This is a genomic window from Streptomyces exfoliatus, assembly GCF_000725545.1.
GTDB classification, from domain to species: domain Bacteria; phylum Actinomycetota; class Actinomycetes; order Streptomycetales; family Streptomycetaceae; genus Streptomyces; species Streptomyces exfoliatus.
The window spans coordinates 114,685-133,840 of the sequence record NZ_JNZP01000004.1 but is presented as its reverse complement, the minus strand read 5'-3'; the positions used below and the strand labels follow the sequence as shown (position 1 = coordinate 133,840).

General features: G+C 71.9%; 16 protein-coding genes and 2 tRNA genes. 16 read left to right on the top strand and 2 right to left on the bottom strand.

What is annotated here, in order from left to right:
- Nucleotides 1-72 precede the first annotated feature (72 nt).
- The 6 genes from IO20_RS40675 to IO20_RS0106900 all read left to right on the top strand — a co-directional run bounded on the left by IO20_RS40675 (nt 73) and on the right by IO20_RS0106900 (nt 4,040).
- Complete coding sequence (locus tag IO20_RS40675; RefSeq protein ID WP_030550482.1) at nt 73-234, top strand: hypothetical protein; 162 nt, start codon at nt 73-75, stop codon at nt 232-234.
- 51 nt (nt 235-285) lie between these two features.
- Nucleotides 286-906 carry a nicotinate-nucleotide adenylyltransferase gene (nadD, locus tag IO20_RS0106920; RefSeq protein WP_030217516.1) on the top strand — a complete coding sequence of 207 codons (621 nt, stop codon included), beginning with the start codon at nt 286-288 and terminating at the stop codon, nt 904-906.
- Between the two features lie 19 nt (nt 907-925).
- Complete coding sequence (locus tag IO20_RS0106915; RefSeq protein WP_030550480.1) at nt 926-2,671, top strand: LCP family glycopolymer transferase; 1,746 nt, start codon at nt 926-928, stop codon at nt 2,669-2,671.
- Between the two features lie 83 nt (nt 2,672-2,754).
- Nucleotides 2,755-3,222 (top strand): ribosome silencing factor, encoded by a 468-nt coding sequence (gene rsfS, locus IO20_RS0106910; protein ID WP_037630646.1) that lies wholly within the window; start codon nt 2,755-2,757, stop codon nt 3,220-3,222.
- A complete protein-coding gene (locus IO20_RS0106905; RefSeq protein ID WP_030550477.1) occupies nt 3,219-3,872 on the top strand; it encodes a histidine phosphatase family protein in 654 nt (217 codons plus the stop codon). Before rsfS ends, IO20_RS0106905 begins: the two co-directional genes overlap by 4 nt.
- 95 nt (nt 3,873-3,967) lie before the next feature.
- A tRNA-Ala gene (locus IO20_RS0106900) sits at nt 3,968-4,040 on the top strand.
- A 3-nt stretch (nt 4,041-4,043) separates the two neighbouring features.
- Here the strand turns inward: IO20_RS0106900 and IO20_RS0106895 are convergent.
- Entirely contained in the window at nt 4,044-4,976 is a 933-nt protein-coding gene (locus IO20_RS0106895; protein ID WP_030550475.1) for a helix-turn-helix transcriptional regulator, read from the bottom strand.
- A 101-nt stretch (nt 4,977-5,077) separates the two neighbouring features.
- On the opposite strand from IO20_RS0106895, the gene IO20_RS0106890 reads away from it, so the two are divergent.
- Nucleotides 5,078-6,511: an MFS transporter gene (locus IO20_RS0106890; protein WP_211270349.1), complete on the top strand. Its 1,434-nt coding sequence runs from the start codon at nt 5,078-5,080 to the stop codon at nt 6,509-6,511.
- A gap of 137 nt (nt 6,512-6,648) precedes the next feature.
- Nucleotides 6,649-6,882: a hypothetical protein gene (locus tag IO20_RS0106885; RefSeq protein ID WP_015033559.1), complete on the top strand. Its 234-nt coding sequence runs from the start codon at nt 6,649-6,651 to the stop codon at nt 6,880-6,882.
- On the opposite strand, the gene IO20_RS0106880 is transcribed toward IO20_RS0106885, so the two are convergent.
- The gene (locus IO20_RS0106880; RefSeq protein WP_030550463.1) at nt 6,861-8,099 is read right to left on the bottom strand and encodes a glycosyltransferase 87 family protein; all 1,239 of its coding nucleotides are present in this window, start codon (nt 8,097-8,099) and stop codon (nt 6,861-6,863) included. The two genes, IO20_RS0106885 and IO20_RS0106880, sit on opposite strands and share 22 nt — an antisense overlap.
- 124 nt (nt 8,100-8,223) lie before the next feature.
- On the opposite strand from IO20_RS0106880, the gene IO20_RS0106875 reads away from it, so the two are divergent.
- The 8 genes from IO20_RS0106875 (at nt 8,224) to IO20_RS0106840 (ending at nt 19,035) form a co-directional block, all read left to right on the top strand.
- Nucleotides 8,224-8,296 (top strand) — tRNA-Ala (locus tag IO20_RS0106875).
- Between the two features lie 327 nt (nt 8,297-8,623).
- Nucleotides 8,624-11,500: a leucine--tRNA ligase gene (gene leuS, locus IO20_RS0106870; RefSeq protein ID WP_030550462.1), complete on the top strand. Its 2,877-nt coding sequence runs from the start codon at nt 8,624-8,626 to the stop codon at nt 11,498-11,500.
- 147 nt (nt 11,501-11,647) lie between these two features.
- A complete protein-coding gene (locus IO20_RS0106865; protein ID WP_030550460.1) occupies nt 11,648-12,373 on the top strand; it encodes a hypothetical protein in 726 nt (241 codons plus the stop codon).
- Nucleotides 12,374-12,422: 49 nt separating this feature from the next.
- Nucleotides 12,423-13,268, top strand: a complete 846-nt coding sequence (locus IO20_RS0106860) for a DegV family protein (protein WP_030550457.1) — start codon at nt 12,423-12,425, stop codon at nt 13,266-13,268.
- A gap of 456 nt (nt 13,269-13,724) precedes the next feature.
- On the top strand, nt 13,725-14,417 hold the full coding sequence (locus IO20_RS0106855) for a helix-hairpin-helix domain-containing protein (protein ID WP_030550455.1): 693 nt from the start codon (nt 13,725-13,727) through the stop codon (nt 14,415-14,417).
- Entirely contained in the window at nt 14,414-17,032 is a 2,619-nt protein-coding gene (locus IO20_RS0106850; RefSeq protein ID WP_078946009.1) for a ComEC/Rec2 family competence protein, read from the top strand. Before IO20_RS0106855 ends, IO20_RS0106850 begins: the two co-directional genes overlap by 4 nt.
- Before the next feature lie 96 nt (nt 17,033-17,128).
- The gene (locus IO20_RS0106845) at nt 17,129-17,767 is read left to right on the top strand and encodes a winged helix-turn-helix domain-containing protein (protein ID WP_051874487.1); all 639 of its coding nucleotides are present in this window, start codon (nt 17,129-17,131) and stop codon (nt 17,765-17,767) included.
- 5 nt (nt 17,768-17,772) lie between these two features.
- Nucleotides 17,773-19,035, top strand: coding sequence for an MFS transporter (locus IO20_RS0106840; RefSeq protein ID WP_037634791.1), 1,263 nt, complete (start codon nt 17,773-17,775; stop codon nt 19,033-19,035).
- Nucleotides 19,036-19,156: the final 121 nt, after the last annotated feature.

The window sequence follows — 19,156 nt, the reverse complement described above, 5'->3', positions numbered from 1 at the left end:
TGTGTCAGGACGGCCCGCATACGATGTGCGCGAAGTCTCCGCTCCCATCCCCGATCGATAGGTCTGTCGAAGATGAGCCTCCACAGCACCGCCGCCAACCTGGTCTCTCTCGCCGAGGGCGCCGAGCACGGCGGCAACCACGAAAGCCTCAGCCCCTACCTCACCGGCTTCGGCGCCTTCGGTGCCCTGATGCTGCTGCTGTGGATCACGACCCGCTTCAACCGCGACCGCTGAACCGGCGACCCTGATCAGGCGTCCGCTGCCGTGCCAGTAGGCTCTGCACGCATGGGAGAGCAGGAAATGCCTACTGGCGGGCGCGGGAAGCGCCGACTCGGGGTGATGGGCGGGACCTTCGACCCGATCCACCACGGACACCTGGTGGCGGCCAGTGAGGTCGCCGCCCTGTTCCACCTGGACGAGGTGGTGTTCGTGCCGACCGGGCAGCCGTGGCAGAAGAGCGACAGGGCCGTGTCGGCCCCGGAGGACCGCTATCTGATGACGGTCATCGCGACGGCGTCCAACCCGCAGTTCTCGGTCAGCCGGATCGACATCGACCGCGGCGGTGCGACCTACACCATCGACACCCTGCGGGACCTGCACGCCCTCAACACCGACTCGGACCTCTTCTTCATCACCGGGGCCGACGCCCTCTCGCAGATCCTCACCTGGCGCGACGCCGAGGAGCTGTTCTCGCTCGCCCACTTCATCGGCGTCACCCGGCCGGGCCACGACCTCACCGACGACGGACTGCCCAAGGGCGGGGTGTCGCTGGTCGAGGTCCCCGCGCTCGCCATCTCCTCCACCGACTGCCGGGCCAGGGTCGCGCAGGGCGATCCCGTCTGGTATCTGGTCCCGGACGGCGTGGTGCGCTACATCGACAAGCGCCAGTTGTACCGCGGCGCGTGAGCTTCGGGGAGGGGCACCGGTGAACGATCAGCAGCATCCGTACGACCCGTACTATCCGCAGCCGCAGATCATCGGCTACGACGAGTACGGGCAGCCGGTGTACCAGCAGCAGGCGCCGCAGCAGGCGCCCGGGCAGCACTACGACCCCTACGGCCAGCAGCAGTCGCAGCAGGGGTACGGATACGACCCCTACGCCCAGCAGCAGCCGCAGCAACAGCCCCAGCAGCAGCCTCAGCCGCCCCAGCAGCAGTCGTACGACCCGTACGACCCCTACGGGCAGCAGGGCTACGCCTACCCCTCCTACGACACGGGGCAGCAGTGGGCCGCCCAGGCCGAGCCCGCCCCCGCACAGGCCGCACCGGTCGCCCCCTCGGCACCTGCCGCGCCCGTCGCCGCCCCGGCCGGCGTCCCCGGGCAGCGTCCCGCGTCCGACCGGACCGCTCCGGCCCGGCCGTCCGCCGACGGCGACGGCGACGGCGACGGCCATGGTCATGGCGACGGGCGGGAGTACCGCACCGAGCAGTTCTCGTTCATCGAGGAACCGGACGAGGACTCCGAGGACGTCATCGACTGGCTGAAGTTCACCGAGAGCCGCTCGGAACGGCGCGAGGAGGCCAGGCGGCGCGGTCGCAACCGGATCGTCGCACTCGTCGTCGTGCTCGTCCTCGCGGTCGTGGGCGGCGTCGGCTACCTCTGGTCCGCGGGCCTCCTCCCCGGCTCGTCCGAGGAGAAGCCGCAGGGGAACACCGCGACCGGCCCGCAGAAGCGCGACACGATCGTCATCCACCTGCACGACCTCAAGAGCGGCGGCACCTCCACCGCCCTGCTCGTGAACAACACGAGCACCCGACAGGGCACCACGGTCCTGCTCCCCAACTCCGTCCTCGTCGCCGCCGGCGACGGCTCCGTGACCACCCTCGCCAAATCGGTCGAGGACGACGGGGCCGGCGGGACCCGGGAGGCCATCGACAACCTCCTCGGTACCCGGATCACCGGCACCTGGCGCCTGGACACCCCGTACCTGGAGAACCTCGTCGAGACCGTCAGCGGTATCGAGACGGACACCGACACGGACGTGCCCGACACCAAGAAGGGCGCCGAGCCGCTCGTCAAGAAGGGCGAGAAGCAGGCGCTGAACGGCCGCGCCGCCGTCGCCTACGCCACCTACCGGGCACCCGGCGAGGCCGAGGCCAAGCAGCTCCAGCGCTTCGGGCAGGTCCTGCTGGGCGTGCTGCGGAAGATCTCCTCCGACCCGGAGGCCGCCACGGTCACCATCGAGACCCTCCAGCAGATCCTCGACCCCTCGCTCCCCGAGAAGGACCTGGCCGCCTCCCTGGCCAGGCTCGCCGAGCACGCCAAGATCGGCGACCACAAGACGGCCCTGCTCCCGGTCGCGCAGGACGGCACGCTGACCGAGGACGCCGGCGGCAGTGTGGTGAAGGACATCCTCGGCGGAAAGGTCACCGCTCCCGAGGCGGGCGACGTTCCCCGCGTCTCCGTGCGGGACGGTTCCGGGAAGGAGGCGACCGAGGCGGCCAAGGTCGTCCTGATCAACGGCGGCTACGCCTTCGTGGGCGGCTCGGAGACGGCCACCCAGGAGAAGTCGCAGGTCGTCTACGGTGACGACGCCCAGAAGGCGACGGCTGTCGAGGTCGCCAAGACACTGGGTCTGCCGGCCCGCTCGGTCGTCAAGGGCAAGACGTCGGCATCGGCCGCGGTCACCGTGGTCCTGGGCCGGGACTACGAGGTCCGGGGAGCTCCGTAAAGTCGCTCCGGAAAACGTTGGCGGGGCCGTCGGCGGTCCGTGAGACCCTGGAGGGGTACTGGACCGCCGACGAAAGCCTGCATGTGACCGCCACGGATCGCTCTATCGAACTCGTCAACGCCGCCGCTCAGGCGGCCGCAGACCGGCTCGCGCACGACATCATCGCGTACGACGTCAGTGATGTGCTGTCGATCACCGACGCCTTCCTGCTCGCCTCCGCGCCCAACGACCGCCAGGTCAAGTCGATCGTCGACGAGATCGAAGAGCGCCTGAACAAGGACCTCGGCGCCAAGCCCGTCCGCCGCGAGGGCGACCGCGACGCCCGCTGGATCCTCCTGGACTACGTCGACATCGTCGTCCACGTCCAGCACAGCGAGGAGCGGGTCTTCTACGCCCTGGAGCGGCTGTGGAAGGACTGCCCCGAGCTGCCGCTTCCCGAGGACGCGCGCAACACCCGCGGCAAGGCCGCCGAGCACGCCGAACTGACCGGTGTCGACCTCAACGACCACGCCGCCGGACTCCCCGACGAAGCGGACGGTGAGCTGCGCTGAGCACCACCAAGGGCGGCAGAGGCCGCCGCATCGTCCTCTGGCGCCACGGCCAGACCTCCTGGAACCTGGAGCGCCGCTTCCAGGGCTCGACCGACATCGAGCTGACGGAGACCGGCGTCGCCCAGGCGCGCCGGGCCGCACGGCTGCTCGCCTCGCTGAGGCCGGACGCCATCGTCGCCTCCGACCTGAAGCGGGCGGCGGCCACCGCCGCCGAGCTGGCCGCGCTCACCGGACACGCCGTCGCCCACGACTCCGCGCTGCGTGAGACGTACGCGGGGGAGTGGCAGGGGCTGACCCACGACGAGATCGTCGCGCGGTACGGCGAGCAGTACGCCGCCTGGAAGCGCGGCGAGCCCGTGCGCCGGGGCGGCGGCGAGCTGGAGACCGAGGTGGCCGACCGGGCCGCCCCGGTGGTCCTGGAGCACGCCGACAAGCTTCCCGAGGACGGCACGCTCGTCGTGGTGAGTCACGGCGGCACGATCCGCACCACCATCGGCCGGCTTCTCGACCTGGAGTCCCAGCACTGGGAGAGCCTCGGTGGCCTCTCGAACTGCTGCTGGTCGGTCCTCGGTGAGGGCGCCCGTGGCTGGCGCCTGATGGAGCACAACGCGGGCACGCTGCCCGAGCCGGTCCTCGGCGACGACGACTGAGCCCCGTGGCCGGCCTGCCGGGCCCGGATTTCACTTTCCGGCAGGTCACAGGCTAAAGTTCTTCTTGTTCGCAGCGCAGAGCGCGAAGAACACGAGGGGCTATAGCTCAGTTGGTAGAGCGCCTGCATGGCATGCAGGAGGTCAGGAGTTCAATTCTCCTTAGCTCCACAGTCACCGGATCCCGTCCCCAGCAGGGGGCGGGATTCGTCGTTCCGTCACCTCGCGCAGAGCCGCGAGCCCCTGGCGGCTCTCCTCGTCGTTCGGCGTGTACGTCACGATCCGGCACTCCGGCATCCCGTTGACGGAGAGGGAGACCGAGGTCAACCGCACCTCGCCCACCCGCTCGTGGCGGAAGGCCTTCACCCGCGTCCCCGGCGGGACCACGTCGCCACTGCGCCACAGCCGGGCGAACTCCGCACTGGTCTCCGCGAGCCGCCGTACGAACTCCTCCCAGGCGGGCTCACCCACATGGCGTCCGTACGCGCCCCTCAACTGGGCCACCATCAGCGGCAGCTCCCGCTTCCGGTCGACCAGCGGGCAGGTGGCTCCCGGCAAGGTGAAGAGCGCCCACAGCACGTTGCGTATGCCGAACGGGCCGGTGTCCATGGCCTGTCCGCCCCGGCTGTCCTGTCCCCCTCGTTCGTCCTGGAAGAAGAGGCGCTCGTACATGGCGTTGGTCGCGAGCACGTCGTACCGCGCGTTGTAGAGCACCGCCGGGTGAGGGTCGAGGGCGTCGAGGATGCCCTGGAGCTCAGGACTGACCACCGCGATGTCCGCGGCCGACCGCTCCGGGGTGTACGGCACCTCGGCCAGGTGGTAGAGGTGCTCGCGCTCGGGCCGGTCCAGGCGCAGCGTGCGGGCGACCGCGTCGAGGACCTGCGCGGAGGCGTTGATCGGACGGCCCTGCTCCAGCCAGGTGTACCAGGTGACGCCGACCCCGGAGAGCTGGGCGACCTCCTCGCGGCGCAGCCCGGGCGTACGGCGGCGGAGGCCCGGCGGCATCCCCACGTCCTCCGGGGTCACCCTGGCCCGGCGGCTGCGCAGGAACGCGGCCAGCTCCGGCCGCCGGCGCCGCTGTGTCGGTGCTGCTGCCACGATCGTCACACCCCCATGGTCGAGTCCCCGTGCCGCCGTTGCCAGGTGGTGTCAGTACCAGCATCAGCGGGCTCTCGTTACCCGTATTCGATCGCGGTCACGCTCGACGCATGACCTCGACCGCATCGCGTCCCGTACTCAGTAAAGACGGTGGCACCGACAACCGCCCCGGACCACTGCTCGGCGTGGTGCTCGCCGCCCAGTTCATGGCGCTCCTCGACGTCTTCATCGTCAACGTCGCCGCGCCCACGCTCCGTGCGGAACTCAACGCCTCGGGGGCCGAACTCCAGCTCGTCGTCGCCGGATACACCGTCGCCTACGCGGTGTTGCTGATCACCGGAGCCCGCCTCGGCGACCTGCTCGGGCACCGGCGGGCCTACCTCGGCGGCCTCGCCGTCTTCACCGCGGCCTCCCTCGCCTGCGGACTCGCCACCGGGCCCGGCCAGTTGATCGCTTTCCGGCTCGCGCAGGGCGCGGGCGCGGCCCTGATGATCCCGCAGGTGCTCAGCCTCATCCAGCGGAACTTCACCGGCGAAGGCCGGGTCCGGGCGCTGAGCGCCTACTCCGCGGTCCTGGCCACCGGCGCCGCCGCAGGGCAGGTCGTCGGCGGGGTCCTGGTGAGCGCCGACCTCTTCGGCACCGGCTGGCGGCCCGTCTTCCTCGTCAACGTCCCGATCGGCGTCGGCCTGCTCGTGCTCGGCGCCCGGGTCCTGCCCTGCGACAACCCGACAGGACCCACGCGCGCGCGTGGCCTCGATCTGCCGGGCCTCCTCCTGCTCGGCGCCGCCGTGTCCCTGCTGACCGTGCCCCTGGTCCTCGGCCAGGAACAGGACTGGCCGCTGTGGTCCCGGCTCTCGCTCGGCGGCTCCCTGGTGCTCCTCGCCCTCCTCGGCGCGTACGAGTCGCGGCTCGCCCGGCGCGGCGGCGCGCCGCTGATCGCCCCGCGCGTCCTCCGCCTGCCCGGCATGGGGCGAGCGATCCTCTGGATCACCGTGGCCATGGGCGTCAACGCCGGCTTCCTGTTCACCCTCACCCTGCACCTGCAGGGCGGTCTCGGTCACAGCGCCCTGCGCGCCGGACTCACCTTCGGTCCCGCGGCCGTCGTCTTCGGCGCCGTCGGACTGACCTGGCGGAGCTGGCCCGCCCGATTGCACCGCGCGCTGGTGCCGGGCGGATTCCTGCTCGCGGCCGCTGCGGCCGTCGCCATCGGCGGGCTGCTCAAGGACGGCGGTACGGGTGGCTGGGGGCTCTACCCGGCCCTGGGCGTGTTCGGAGCGGGTATCGCGCTGGCCTTCAGCCCCGCCCTGACCGGCGCCCTGGCCACCGTGCGGGCCGAGGACGCGGCCGACGCCAGCGGGCTGCTGGCCACCGTCACCCAGCTCGGCCAGCTCATCGGGGTGGCCGCCTTCGGCACCCTCTTCCTCGGCGGGACCGCCGGAGACGGAGCGGGGGACTCCGCGGGCGCGCTCTGGGTGACCACGCTCGCCCTGGCCGGCGCCGCGATCGTCGGGGCGGCGGCCGGACCGGCACGCCGAGCACGCTGACGCTCTTGCGGGGCCATGGCAGAATCGGACGGCCGGAGGGGGACGAGGATCCGGACGGGAGGGTGGCCCAAGTGCTCGGCGAAAACGGCGGGGTGTCCTATGGGTGCACGGCCTGCGGCCACAGCTGGAGCTGACTGATGGGTGCACACAGGCGGAAATGCGACTGGTGCGGCAGCGGCACGCCCATCGTGCGCGACATGGACCCCGTCAACCCGGGGTTCCAGTACTGGTGCGAGGAGTGCGCGCGGGCGCTGATCATAAAAGGCGACCCCATCGAGACGTACCGCGAGCTGGAGGGGGAGCCGATCTACGGCCGGCTCCTCGACGAGCACTGCACCCTCAAGCGGTTCTACTCCTTCGCCACGGCCTGAGCCTGAGCCTGAGCCTGACGCCGCAGCGTCAGCACGTACCCCACGAGCAACGCCGTCGCCGTCAGGGGATAGACGGCGGACAGCACCATCTGACCCGCGTTCTGGTCCAGTTCGGGCCGGCCCGGGTCGTGCGGGACCCACCACAGCGCGAACGAGGCGAAGGCCAGGCCGACGGCCCCCGTCACGGGCCACGCGCGCGTGGCGCGGTCCGCGAGAAGGATCAGCAGGGGGACGCACCAGACCCAGTGGTGGGACCAGGAGATCGGGCTGATCATCAGCGCCGTGAACGCGCAGACGACCACCGCCACCGCCTTGTCGCCGCGCAGCGCGGCCCGGACCGCCAGCACCATCGCCACGCCGCCCAGGACCGCCGCCGCCACCGCCCACCACATGCCCGGGTCGTCGGTGTGCATCAGCCGGGCCAGGACCCCTCGGATCGACTGGTTGGCGGTCTCCTCGGCGAAGCCGACCCGGCCGGTCTCGAACAGGGTCTCCGTCCAGAACCGCTTCGAGTCCGCCGGCAGCGCGAGCACCACGGCCAGCGTCGTTCCCAGGAACACGCCGGTCGCCGTCACGGCCGTGCGCAGCCAGGTGTTCCAGACCCGGTCACGGCGCCACAGCAGCAGACCCGCGACGAGCAGCAGGACCACGAAAAGGCCCGGTGTGAGCTTCACCGCGGTCGCCAGGCCGATGCCGAGCCCGGCCCATCGGCTGTCCCGGCGGCGGGTGAGGTCCCAGAGCACCGCCACCGCTATGAGCAGGTTGATCTGGCCGTACCGCAGGGTCGTCCACACCGGCTCGCACCAGACCACGACGGCGGCGACCCACAGTGTCGTGCGCCACAGGTCCGTACGGGACAGCGAAGGGCGGACCAGCTGCAGCGACAGCTGCACCAGGGCGACGACGAGGAGCAGGTTCCCCGCCGTGCTCAGCGTCCGCATCAGCGGCACGCTCACCAGGGTCAGGGGGACGAACAGCAGAGCCGCGAAGGGCGGGTACGTCATGCCGAGGTTCGCGGAGGTGGCGCGCATCGCGTACAGGTCGCCGCCGGCCCGGACCGTCTCGCCCTCGGCCCGGTAGACCATCACGTCGAGCATGTTCACGTGGGCGAGGCGTTGCGCCACCCAGAAGGCCGCGAACGAGAGCAGGCAGACCGCCGCGGCGGTGGCCAGGGGCCACGGCCGGGCGCGGGTTTTGGAGAGCACGGAGACGGACACAGTCGGCGACCCTACCCGGCAGGTCAGAAGGGCTCCGAGAATCGATTTGGAGATCTGCCGGGGAGCCGGTTAATGTTCTGTCTGTCGCCGCGAGGGAAACCGAAACGGAGACGGAAACAAGCAAGGGGCTATAGCTCAGTTGGTAGAGCGCCTGCATGGCATGCAGGAGGTCAGGAGTTCAATTCTCCTTAGCTCCACAGAAGAGAAAGCGGGTCACCCGGATCGGGTGGTCCGCTTCTTCGTGTTCGGCGCCACGGTCAGTGGGCCGCCCCCACTCTCCCCTCCCCCTCGCCCGTACGCGCGGCGCCACCCCGTGAACGCCGGTGCGGCCGCCGCGGGCCCTGCGGTACCCTGGCGCCATGCGTGCCGTACGCCTTCTGCTTACCGAGCCGCGCTGATCAGTCCCGACGGATGACAGACATCCTGTCGGAGTCGGCGCGGCGTCCCCTCCTGTGCGAGGGGATTTTTCATTTCACGGCAGTCCGTGGCAGTGGGCAGAGACGATCGATGGAGCTTCAAGGACCATGACCGAGATCAATACGGCCGCCGAGACGGCGGCCCCGCATCGCTACACGGCGGCCATGGCCGCCGACATCGAGGCACGCTGGCAGGACTTCTGGGACGCCGAGGGCACGTACGAGGCCCCGAACCCCACCGGTGACCTGGCGGGCGACCCCGTGATCGCCGCCCGGCCCAAGAAGTTCATCATGGACATGTTCCCGTACCCCTCGGGTGCGGGTCTGCACGTCGGCCACCCTCTCGGCTACATCGCCACGGACGTTTTCGCCCGCCACGCGCGCATGACCGGCCACAACGTGCTGCACACCCTGGGCTTCGACGCCTTCGGCCTGCCGGCCGAGCAGTACGCCGTGCAGACGGGCACGCACCCGCGCGTGTCCACCGAGGCCAACATGGAGAACATGAAGGTCCAGCTGCGCCGGCTGGGTCTGGGTCACGACAAGCGCCGGTCGTTCGCCACGATCGACCCGGAGTACTACAAGTGGACCCAGTGGATCTTCCTGCAGATCTTCAACTCCTGGTATGACGAAGAGGCCAATAAGGCCCGTCCGATCGCCGCGCTGATCGAGCAGTTCGAGAACGGCACTCGTGACGTTCCCGGCACCACGCGCGCGTGGAGCGAGCTGAGCGCCGCCGAGCGCTCCGACGTCCTCGGCGAGTACCGCCTGGCGTACGCCTCCGACGCGCCCGTCAACTGGTGCCCCGGCCTGGGCACGGTCCTGGCCAACGAGGAGGTCACCGCCGACGGACGCTCCGAGCGCGGCAACTTCCCCGTCTTCAAGTCCAAGCTGCGCCAGTGGAACATGCGGATCACCGCCTACGCGGACCGCCTGCTGGACGACCTGGACGCGCTGGACTGGCCCGAGGCCATCAAGCTGCAGCAGCGGAACTGGATCGGCCGCTCCGAGGGCGCCCGCGTCGACTTCCAGGTCGGCGACACCGGCGCCATCACCGTCTTCACCACCCGCCAGGACACCCTGTTCGGCGCCACCTACATGGTCCTGGCGCCCGAGCACGATCTGGTCGAGAAGATCGTCCCGGCTGTCTGGCCCGAGGGCACCCACGACGTGTGGACCGGTGGGCACGCCACCCCGTCCGAGGCAGTCGACGCCTACCGCAAGCAGGCCGCCTCCAAGTCCGACGTCGAGCGGCAGGCCGACGCCAAGGAGAAGACCGGCGTCTTCACCGGCGCGTACGCGACCAACCCGGTCAGCGGCGAGCGGGTCCCGGTCTTCATCGCCGACTACGTCCTGATGGGCTACGGCACCGGCGCCATCATGGCCGTCCCGGCGCACGACAGCCGCGACTTCGCCTTCGCGCGCGCCTTCGAGCTGCCGATGCGCTGTGTCGTGGAGCCCAGCGACGACCGCGGCACCGACCCGTCCACCTGGGACGAGGCCTTCGCCTCCTACGAGGCGAAGCTGGTCAACTCCGCGAACGACGAGATCTCCCTGGACGGCCTTGGCGTCGTCGACGCCAAGGCGAAGATCACTGCCTGGCTGGCCGACCGCGGCATCGGCGAGGGCACCGTCAACTTCCGGCTGCGCGACTGGCTGTTCAGCCGCCAGCGGTACTGGGGCGAGCCCTTCCCGATCGTCTACGACGAGGACGGCGTCGCCCACTCCCTGCCCGAGTCGATGCTGCCGCTGGAGCTGCCCGAGGTCGAGGACTACTCGCCGCGCACCTTCGACCCGAACGACGCGGACACCCAGCCGGAGACCCCGCTGTCCCGCAACGAGGACTGGGTCAACGTCACCCTGGACCTCGGCGACGGCACCGGCCCGCGCCGCTACCGCCGCGAGACCAACACCATGCCCAACTGGGCCGGTTCCTGCTGGTACGAGCTGCGCTACCTCGACCCGCACAACTCCGAGAAGCTGGTCGACCCGGCCGTCGAGCAGTACTGGATGGGCCCCCGCGAGGGCATGCCGACCGGTGGCGTCGACCTGTACGTCGGCGGCGCCGAGCACGCCGTGCTGCACCTGCTGTACGCGCGCTTCTGGTCCAAGATGCTGTTCGACCTGGGCCACATCTCCTCGGCCGAGCCGTTCCACAAGCTCTACAACCAGGGCATGATCCAGGCCTTCGTGTACCGGGACGCGCGCGGCATCGCCGTGCCGGCGGCCGAGGTCGAGGAGCGGGACGGCGGCTTCTGGTACCAGGGCGAGAAGGTCAGCCGCGTCCTGGGCAAGATGGGCAAGTCCCTGAAGAACGCCGTCACGCCGGACGAGATCTGCTCCGAGTACGGCGCCGACACCCTGCGCCTGTACGAGATGGCGATGGGTCCGCTGGACGTGTCGCGCCCCTGGGACACGCGCGCGGTGATCGGCCAGTACCGGCTGCTGCAGCGACTGTGGCGCAACATCGTCGACGAGTCGACCGGCGAGGTCACCGTCGTCGACACCGCGCCCGACGAGGACACGCTGCGTGCCCTGCACAAGGCGATCGACGGTGTCGCGCAGGACATGGTCGCGATGCGCTTCAACACCGCCATCGCCAAGATCACCGAGCTGAACAACCACCTGACCAAGTCCGGCGGTGCGCTCTCCCGGCCGGTCGCCGAACAGCTGGTGCTGCTCGTCGCCCCGCTGGCCCCGCACATCGCCGAGGAGCTGTGGCGCAGGCTGGGCCACAGCGACTCGGTCGTCCACCAGGGCTTCCCGGTCGCCGACCCGGCATACGTCGTCGACGAGACCGTCACCTGCGTCGTGCAGATCAAGGGCAAGGTCAAGGCCCGCCTGGAGGTCTCGCCGTCGATCACGGACGCCGAGCTCGAGACGCTGGCGCTCGCCGACCCGCACGTGGTCGCCGCGCTCGGCGGCGCCGAGATCCGCAAGGTGATCGTGCGCGCGCCGAAGCTGGTCAACATCGTCGCCGGCTGACGGGGCCCGACATAGGGGCTTCCCCGCATAGGGGGTTTCCCCTACGGGCAGGTTGGGGGTTCCGATGGAACCCCTGGCCTGCCCCTTCCGTTTACGGTGGAGGAACCACATCCGTGGGGACTCGACGAACGCCGGAGGGGCGCGCACATGGAAGCCGCGATTATCACGATCATGGCGCTGCTCTTCTTGTCGTTCGTGGCGCTCGGGGCCTACGTCACCGTGAAGGCGGCCAAGGCCGCCGCGCGGGGGGTCGACCGCACCCTGGACCAGGCCAGGCGCACGGTCGAGGACACCACGCTGAGGGCCAAGAGCTTCGGACAGACCGGGGTGGCGGGTGAGCTGGCCAGGCTGCGGCTCTCGCTGCGCACCTCGATGCGGGCCACCCAGGAGGCGCTGCAGGCCGGTGTCGGCGAGGACGCCTCGCTGAAGGAGTCGCTCGCCCTGTTCCACCGGCTCAGCGGGCACGCGCGCGAGTTGGACGAGGACCTCAAGCGTCTCGAGAAGGAGCCGGACCGGGCATGGGTGTCCGGTCAGCTCCCCGAGCTCGCCGCGCGGACCGAGCGCATCACGAGCTCGGCCGACGCACTGCGCAGGGCCGCCAGGGAACGGGCCGTGAGGTTCGCCGAGGACGACCTGTCGACGCTCAGCGCCCAGATCGACGTCGAGGCGGGCGCGCTGCGCCACTGGACCGAACCGGAGACGACGCAGGGGCCGGTGCCGGATGCCGCTTCCGACAGCGCCACCGGGGCGTCGGGACAGTCCGGTCAGGCAGCCTCGCGGGACGGCGGCGAACCGTCCGCGATCACCGCGCCCGATCCCCGGCGGACCGCCTACCCCTGGGAGAAGTCGGCCCGCCCGGAGACCACCACCTGACGGGGGGCCGGGCTGCCCTGCGGCGGCCTCGGCGGGTAACCTCCCGCTCATGTCCCGGCATGTCGCGATCGTCACCGATTCCACGGCCTACCTGCCACGCCAGACGAGGGAGCGGCACGCCATCACCACGGTCCCGCTGACCGTCGTCATCGGCGACCGCGCTCTCGAGGAAGGCAACGAGATCTCGGCGCAGGCCCTCGCGGAGGCCCTGCAGAAGAGGCGGGCCGTCACCACCTCACGGCCGAGTCCCGAGACCTTCGCCGAGGCCTATCGCGTGGCCGCCGCGGCCGGCGCGCGGAGCATCGTGTCGCTCCATCTCTCCGCCGAGGTCTCGGGCACGCATGACGCGGCCGTGCTGGCCGCCAAGGACGCCCCCGTGCCCGTACGGGTGGTGGACACCCGCATGGTCGGCATGGCGCTGGGGTTCTGCGTCCTGGCGGCGGCGCAGGTCGCGGAGGCGGGCGGTTCGCTCGACGAGGCGGTGGCGGCGGCCGAGAAGCGCGCGGCGGGCACCTCCGCCTACTTCTACGTCGACACCCTGGACTACCTGCGCCGAGGCGGGCGCATCGGTGCCGCGCAGGCGCTGCTCGGCTCCGCGCTCGCGGTGAAGCCGCTCCTCGAACTCGACGGCGGCCGGATCGAACTGCGGGAGAAGGTGCGGACGGCCTCGAAGGCCATCGCACGGCTGGAGGAGATCGCGGTGGAGCGTGCCGGCTCCGGCGCCGTCGACATCGCCGTCCACCACCTCTCCGCGCCCGAGCGGGCCGCGGTCCTCGCCGACCGGCTCCGGGAGCGGGTGCCCGGCATGGGGGAACTCCACGTCAGCGAGGTGGGGGCGGTCATCGGCGCCCACACGGGACCGGGGCTCCTGGCGGTCGTCGTCTCGCCGCGCTGAGGCCGTTCGTCCCTCGGGGGAGTGACGGAGTTTTCCACAGAGGGGCCCTTGTGCACGGAACGGGAGCGAGACCCGCACGGCACGGTGGTGATCCCTACCGTCACCTGCATGACTCTTCGTACACGCATCGCATCGACCACCCCTGACGTCCTGGGCGCGCCGGGCGCTCCGTCCAGCGGACCGGGCCGGGCGCCGGGCTCCGACGGGCGGAGCCGACCCGGGGCGCGTGGTGTGTCTCCCGGACGGGCCAGGAGGCGGGCCCGGGTCAGGAGGACCGCCACGCTTTCCGAGGCCGGCGTACGGCGGCGGGGGGACGCCCTGTTTCCGCCGGCGGGGGTGGCGGGGGCGCCGGTGGGACGGGCCGGGGCGCTGGAGGGGGTGGCTCCCGACCCTGATCCGGGGGTACAGGGTGGTCCGAAGGCTCCTGAGGCGCTGGAGAGGGGATCCCCGCCCGGGATGCGGGAGCGGTGGGCGACGGTGCTGCGCGAGCGGACGCCGGTGTGGGCGCAGACGCGGTTCGGGCTCGAGCCGAGGGCGCTGGCCGCACTGACGGTGGTCCTGCTCGTGGCGGCGGGTCTCGCGGGCGGTTACTTCTGGACGGGACGGCCGGAACCGGTGCGCGCTCCCGAACTGGTCCGGGCCGCCCCCGCCGCGGCCGCGCCCGCGGCACCAGAGGGGCCGGTGGCGGGGTCGATGGCGCGGCCCGCGGCGGGCGGGTCCAGGGTGATCGTCGACGTCGGCGGCAAGGTGCGCAGGCCGGGGGTGCTGACTCTGCCCGCGGGGTCGCGTGTGGCGGATGCCTTGCGTGCCGCGGGTGGGGCGAAGCCGGAGGCCGATCTGACCGGGCTCAACCGGGCCCGTGTGCTGTTCGACGGTGAGCAGGTTCTCGTCGGCCTGCCGGGGACGCCGGTCGCCGGCTCCGGTGTCGGGAGCGGAAGCGGTGGTGGTGGGCCGACGGTGGTGCTGAGCCTCAACACGGCGACGGTGGAGCAGCTCGACACGCTTCCCGGCGTCGGACCGGTCCTCGCCCGGCACATCGTCGACCATCGCACGGAGCACGGTGGGTTCCGGTCGGTCGGGGAGCTGCGGGAGGTCAACGGCATCGGTGAGCGCAGGTTCGCCGACCTCGAACCGCTGGTCCGGCCGTGAGCCGGGGGACGACGGCGGCAGAGGAGAGCGCGGCAGAGGAGAGCGCGACCGAGCAGCGGGGGACGGAGGAGGGGAGGGCTGGGGAGTCGGGGGCCGGGGCGCCTCCGTGGGCGGAGGGGCCGACCGATCTGCGGCTCGTCCCGCTCGCGGTGGCGGCCTGGGGGGCGGCGGCCTGGGCGGTGGGCGTCAGCGGGTGGTGGACGGTGGTGGTTGTCGGAGCCTGTGTGGCGGGAGCCGCCGTTCTGCTGGCACCGGTCTCGGCCCGGTGGCTCCGCGGCACGCGGGCCGTTCGGGGCCTGTCCGGCCGGCGGTTGTGGACGACCGCCTGTGCGGGGGTCCTGCTGTGTGCCGCGGCAGGGGCCACCTCGGCGGGGTTGCATACGGCGGACCTGCGGCGCGGCCCCGTACCGGCCCTGGCCCGGGAGGACGCGCGGGCGCGGCTGGAGGTGACGGTGACCTCCGATCCCCGGCTCACCCGGCCCCGGGTGCGGGGCAGTGCGACGGTGCCGGTCTCCGTGGTCCTGGACGGCGAGGTGACCCGGGTCGAGCGGCCGGACGGCACGGTCCACCGGACCAGGGCGCCGGTTCTGCTCGTCGTTCCGCCGGGTGGGGGCCGGGAGGAGTGGCTGCGGCTCCTGCCCTCCACCCGGCTGGGCGTGGGCGCTCGGCTCACGCCGCCCTTCCGCCCCGGCGATCCCTTCGCGGCGGTGCTCAAGGTCGACGGGGCGGGACCGCCTCGCGTCCTCGGACCTCCGAGCACGCTGCAGCGGACGGCGGGGGAGCTCCGGGCCGGGCTGCGCCGGGCGACCGAGGGGCTCGCCCCGGACGCCAGGGCCCTGTTGCCCGGCCTGGTGGTCGGGGACACGTCCAGGGTGGGGCCCGAGCTGCGGGACGCCTTCGAGGCCACCGATCTCACTCATCTTCTGGCCGTCTCCGGCAGCAACCTCTCCATCGTCCTGCTCCTTCTCGTCGGGCGTCCCGGGCGGGCGCATCAGACCGAGCGCGGTGGGCTCGCACCCCGGCTGGGGATGTCGCTGCGGGTCACGGCGCTGGCCGGGGGAGCGCTGACGCTGGCCTTCGTGGTCGTCTGCCGGCCCGATCCGAGCGTGCTGCGTGCCGCGGCCTGCGGGCTCGTCGTGCTCCTCGCGATCGGGACGGGCCGCAGGAGATCGCTGATCCCCGCGCTGGCCGCCGCCGTGCTGGTCCTGGTGCTCTACGACCCCTGGCTCGCGAGGAGTTACGGATTCCTTCTCTCGGTCCTGGCCACCGGCGCCCTACTCACGGTCGCCCCACGGTGGGGCGAGGCGCTGCGACGGCGCCGCGTACCGGACAGGCTGGCGGAGGCGCTCGCGGCGTCCTTGGCGGCGCAGGCGGTGTGCGCACCGGTCGTCGTCGTGTTCGCGGCCCGGGTGAGTCTGGTCGCCATCCCGGCGAATCTGTTCGCCGAGCTCGCGGTGGCGCCCGCGACGGTGTTCGGCTTCGCCGCGCTGGCTGTCGCACCCGCGTGGGCGCCGGCCGCGGAGGGGCTGGCGTGGGTGGCCGGGTGGCCGGCCGGGTGGATCGCGCGGGTGGCCCGTACCGGGGCTTCCCTGCCGGGGGCGGAGCTGGCGTGGCCCGGCGGGTGGTGGGGCGGCCTCGCCCTCGCGCTGCTGACGGCCCTTGTGGTGCTCGGGGTGCGCAGGCTGCCGCATCGGGGGCCGGTCGGTGCGCTCGTCGTCCTCCTGCTTCTGCTGGTGGTGGTGCGACCGGTGCCGCTGGCCCGGTGGGTCACGGGATGGCCGCCGCCCGGCTGGGTGTTCGCGATGTGTCAGGTGGGGCAGGGGGATGCGACGGTGCTGGCGGCGGGCGGGGACGCGGCCGTCGTGGTGGACGCGGGTCCCGACCCCGTACCGGTTGATCGCTGTCTGCGTGAACTCGGTGTGCGGCGGGTGTCGTTGCTGGTGTTGACCCACTTCCACGCGGACCATGTGGCCGGTCTTCCCGGGGTGCTGCGGGGGCGGTCGGTGGGGGCGATCCAGGCGACGTGGCTCGAAGAGCCGCCCGCGCAGGTCGCGTTCGTCCGGCGGACGGCCGCCGCTGCGGGTGTGCCGCTGATCCGGGCGGGGCCAGGGGAGCGGCGGCGGGCCGGGACGCTGGAATGGCGAGTGCTCTGGCCCATGACGGGTGCGGCTGGTGTGGAGGGTTCGGAGGGTGCCGGAGGAGCGGCGGGTTCCGGGGCGTCGGCCGGTCACGGGGAATCGGCCGGAGGGCCGAACGACGCCAGTGTCACCCTGCTCGTCCGGACCGCCGGAGGGCTGACTCTGTTGCTGCTCGGCGATCTGGAACCGCCGGCCCAACGGGCGTTGCTGCGGGCCCATCCGGAGCTTGCGCCGGTGGACGTCCTGAAGGTGGCCCATCACGGTTCCGCCCACCAGGACCCGGGACTGATACGGGCCGTGCGGCCGCGGCTCGCGCTGGTCTCGGCGGGGCGGGAGAACCCGTACGGACACCCGTCGCCCCGGACGCTGGAGTCGTTGCGAGCCGGTGGGGCGCGGGTGCTGCGGACCGACGAGGACGGGGCGATCGCGGTGGTGGGGGCGGGGAGGGGGCTGGTGGCCGTACCGAGGGGAGGGTGAGGGCGGCGGGAAGGAGCGCACGTGTGGGAGGGAGCGCGCGAGAGCGCTTGTAGAGAAGTGCTTGTAAAGGAGTCTTTCTAAAGATACCTTTTCATCATGCCGGAGATCAGTGACCCGCAACCCGCGGACGAGCAGCCCCGCAGTATCCGACTCACCGACCCGCGCGCCCTGCGGGCCTACGCCCATCCCCTTCGGATGACCCTGGTGGGGCTGCTGCGCGCCAACGGGCCGTTCACCGCCACCCGGGCGGCCCAGCTGACCGGGGAGTCCGTGGCCAGCTGCTCCTACCACCTGCGGATACTCGCCAAGTACGGGCTCGTGGAGGAGGCGCCGGGCGGCCGTGGCCGGGAGAAGCCCTGGCGGGCGACGGCCCGGTACACCGAATGGCCCGAGTACAGCGAGGACGAGGCGGTCTCGCAGGCGGCCGACGCGCTGAGTGCCGCCATCGCCGAGCGGTACTTCGAGCGGGTCACCCGCGCCATGGAGAACCGGCACCGGCTCCCGAAGGAGTGGCGGGAGGCCGAGCAGTTCGGCGACTCGCTGCTCCACCTCACCCCGGAGGAGCTGGCCGGCCTCGGGGAACGGATCGACGCCCTGCTCCTGCCCTACGAGGCGCGCGCCTCCGACCCGTCCCTCCGGCCGGAGGGCGCCCGGCCCGTCATCGTCCTGCGGATCGCCTACCTGGATCAGGACACCCCCGAAAGCGAAGACGCCCCCGAAAGCGAAAAGGAGTGAGTGGCGTGGCCCTCGTGGAACGCGTACCGGCGCTGCTGCGCGAGCGGACCTTCCGCCGTTACTGGACCGGGCAGACCGTCTCCCTCGCCGGGGACCAGATATCGCTGATGGCGATCCCGCTCGCGGCCGTCCTCGTCCTCGGGGCCGACGCCGCGGCGATGGGCTGGCTCAAGGCCGCCGAACTCCTGCCCGCCCTCCTGCTCAACCTTCCGCTCGGCGCCTGGGCCGACCGGCAGACCAGCCGCAGGCGCGCCATGATCGCGGCCGACCTCGGGCGGGCGGCACTGGTACTGACGCTGCCCGTCGCCTACATGCTCGACGCGCTGACGCTCACCCAGCTCTACGCGGTGGCCTTCGGGATCGGAGCGCTCACCGTGCTCTTCGAGGTCTGCAACACGACGCTCTTCGTGGCGCTCGTCCCCACCGAGCGATATGTGCAGGCGAACGCGCTGGTCAATGGCAGTCGTTCGACGGCTTGGCTGGCGGGGCCCGGTATCGGTGGCCTCCTCGTGCAGTTCCTCACGGCGCCCTTCGCCCTGGTCGCGGACGCCCTCACCTATCTGGTGTCGGCCGGGTACCTGGCCCGGATCAAGCCGGTCGAGCCGCCGCCGGCCCCGGTGGCCAAGGGCCACTTCACCGAGGGGCTGCGCTGGCTGGTCCGGGAGCCGTCGATGCGCGCGCTGTTCGCCGCCTCCGGCACGGTCCAGTTCTTCAACTACATGTTCCACACCCTCTTCGTGCTCTACGTGACCACCGAACTCGGCATCAGCGCCGGCCTGCTCGGGCTGATACTCGGAGCCGGAGCAGTGGGCGGTCTCCTCGGGGCGGTGCTCAGCGGGGCGGTCGTCCGGCGGATCGGCATCGGGGGCTCGCTCGTCACCGGCTTCCTCGGATTCACGCTGCCGCTGCTCCTGGTGCCTCTGGCGGACGGGCCGCTGCCGCTGGTCGTCTTCGTGATGTTCGTGGCGGAGTTCCTCTCCTGCGTCGGGGTGATGATCGTGGACATCGCCGCGGGATCGTTCCAGATGGCGCTGATACCGGACGCCGTCCGGGCTCGGGTCATGGGCGCGTTCCGGACGCTCAACCACGGGTTCCGCCCGATCGGCGCGCTCGTCGGCGGTCTGCTCGGCGCCACGATCGGACTCCGTCCGACGCTGTGGATCGCCACCGCGGGGGCCGTCCTCGCCGTGCTGTGGGTACTGCCCTCCCCGCTGGCGCGGATGCGGGAACTGCCCACGAGGGAAGGGGAATCGGCACCCGTCGGCTAAGACTCCGGCAGCGACCTCGCGGGCGGGAATTCCGATTCGGGCCCTCGGTCGCACTTGCTGCCGGTTGCCCGGTTTGCCTCGAACGTGCCGATGATGATCGAATGCGGCTTCGTTGCACAGT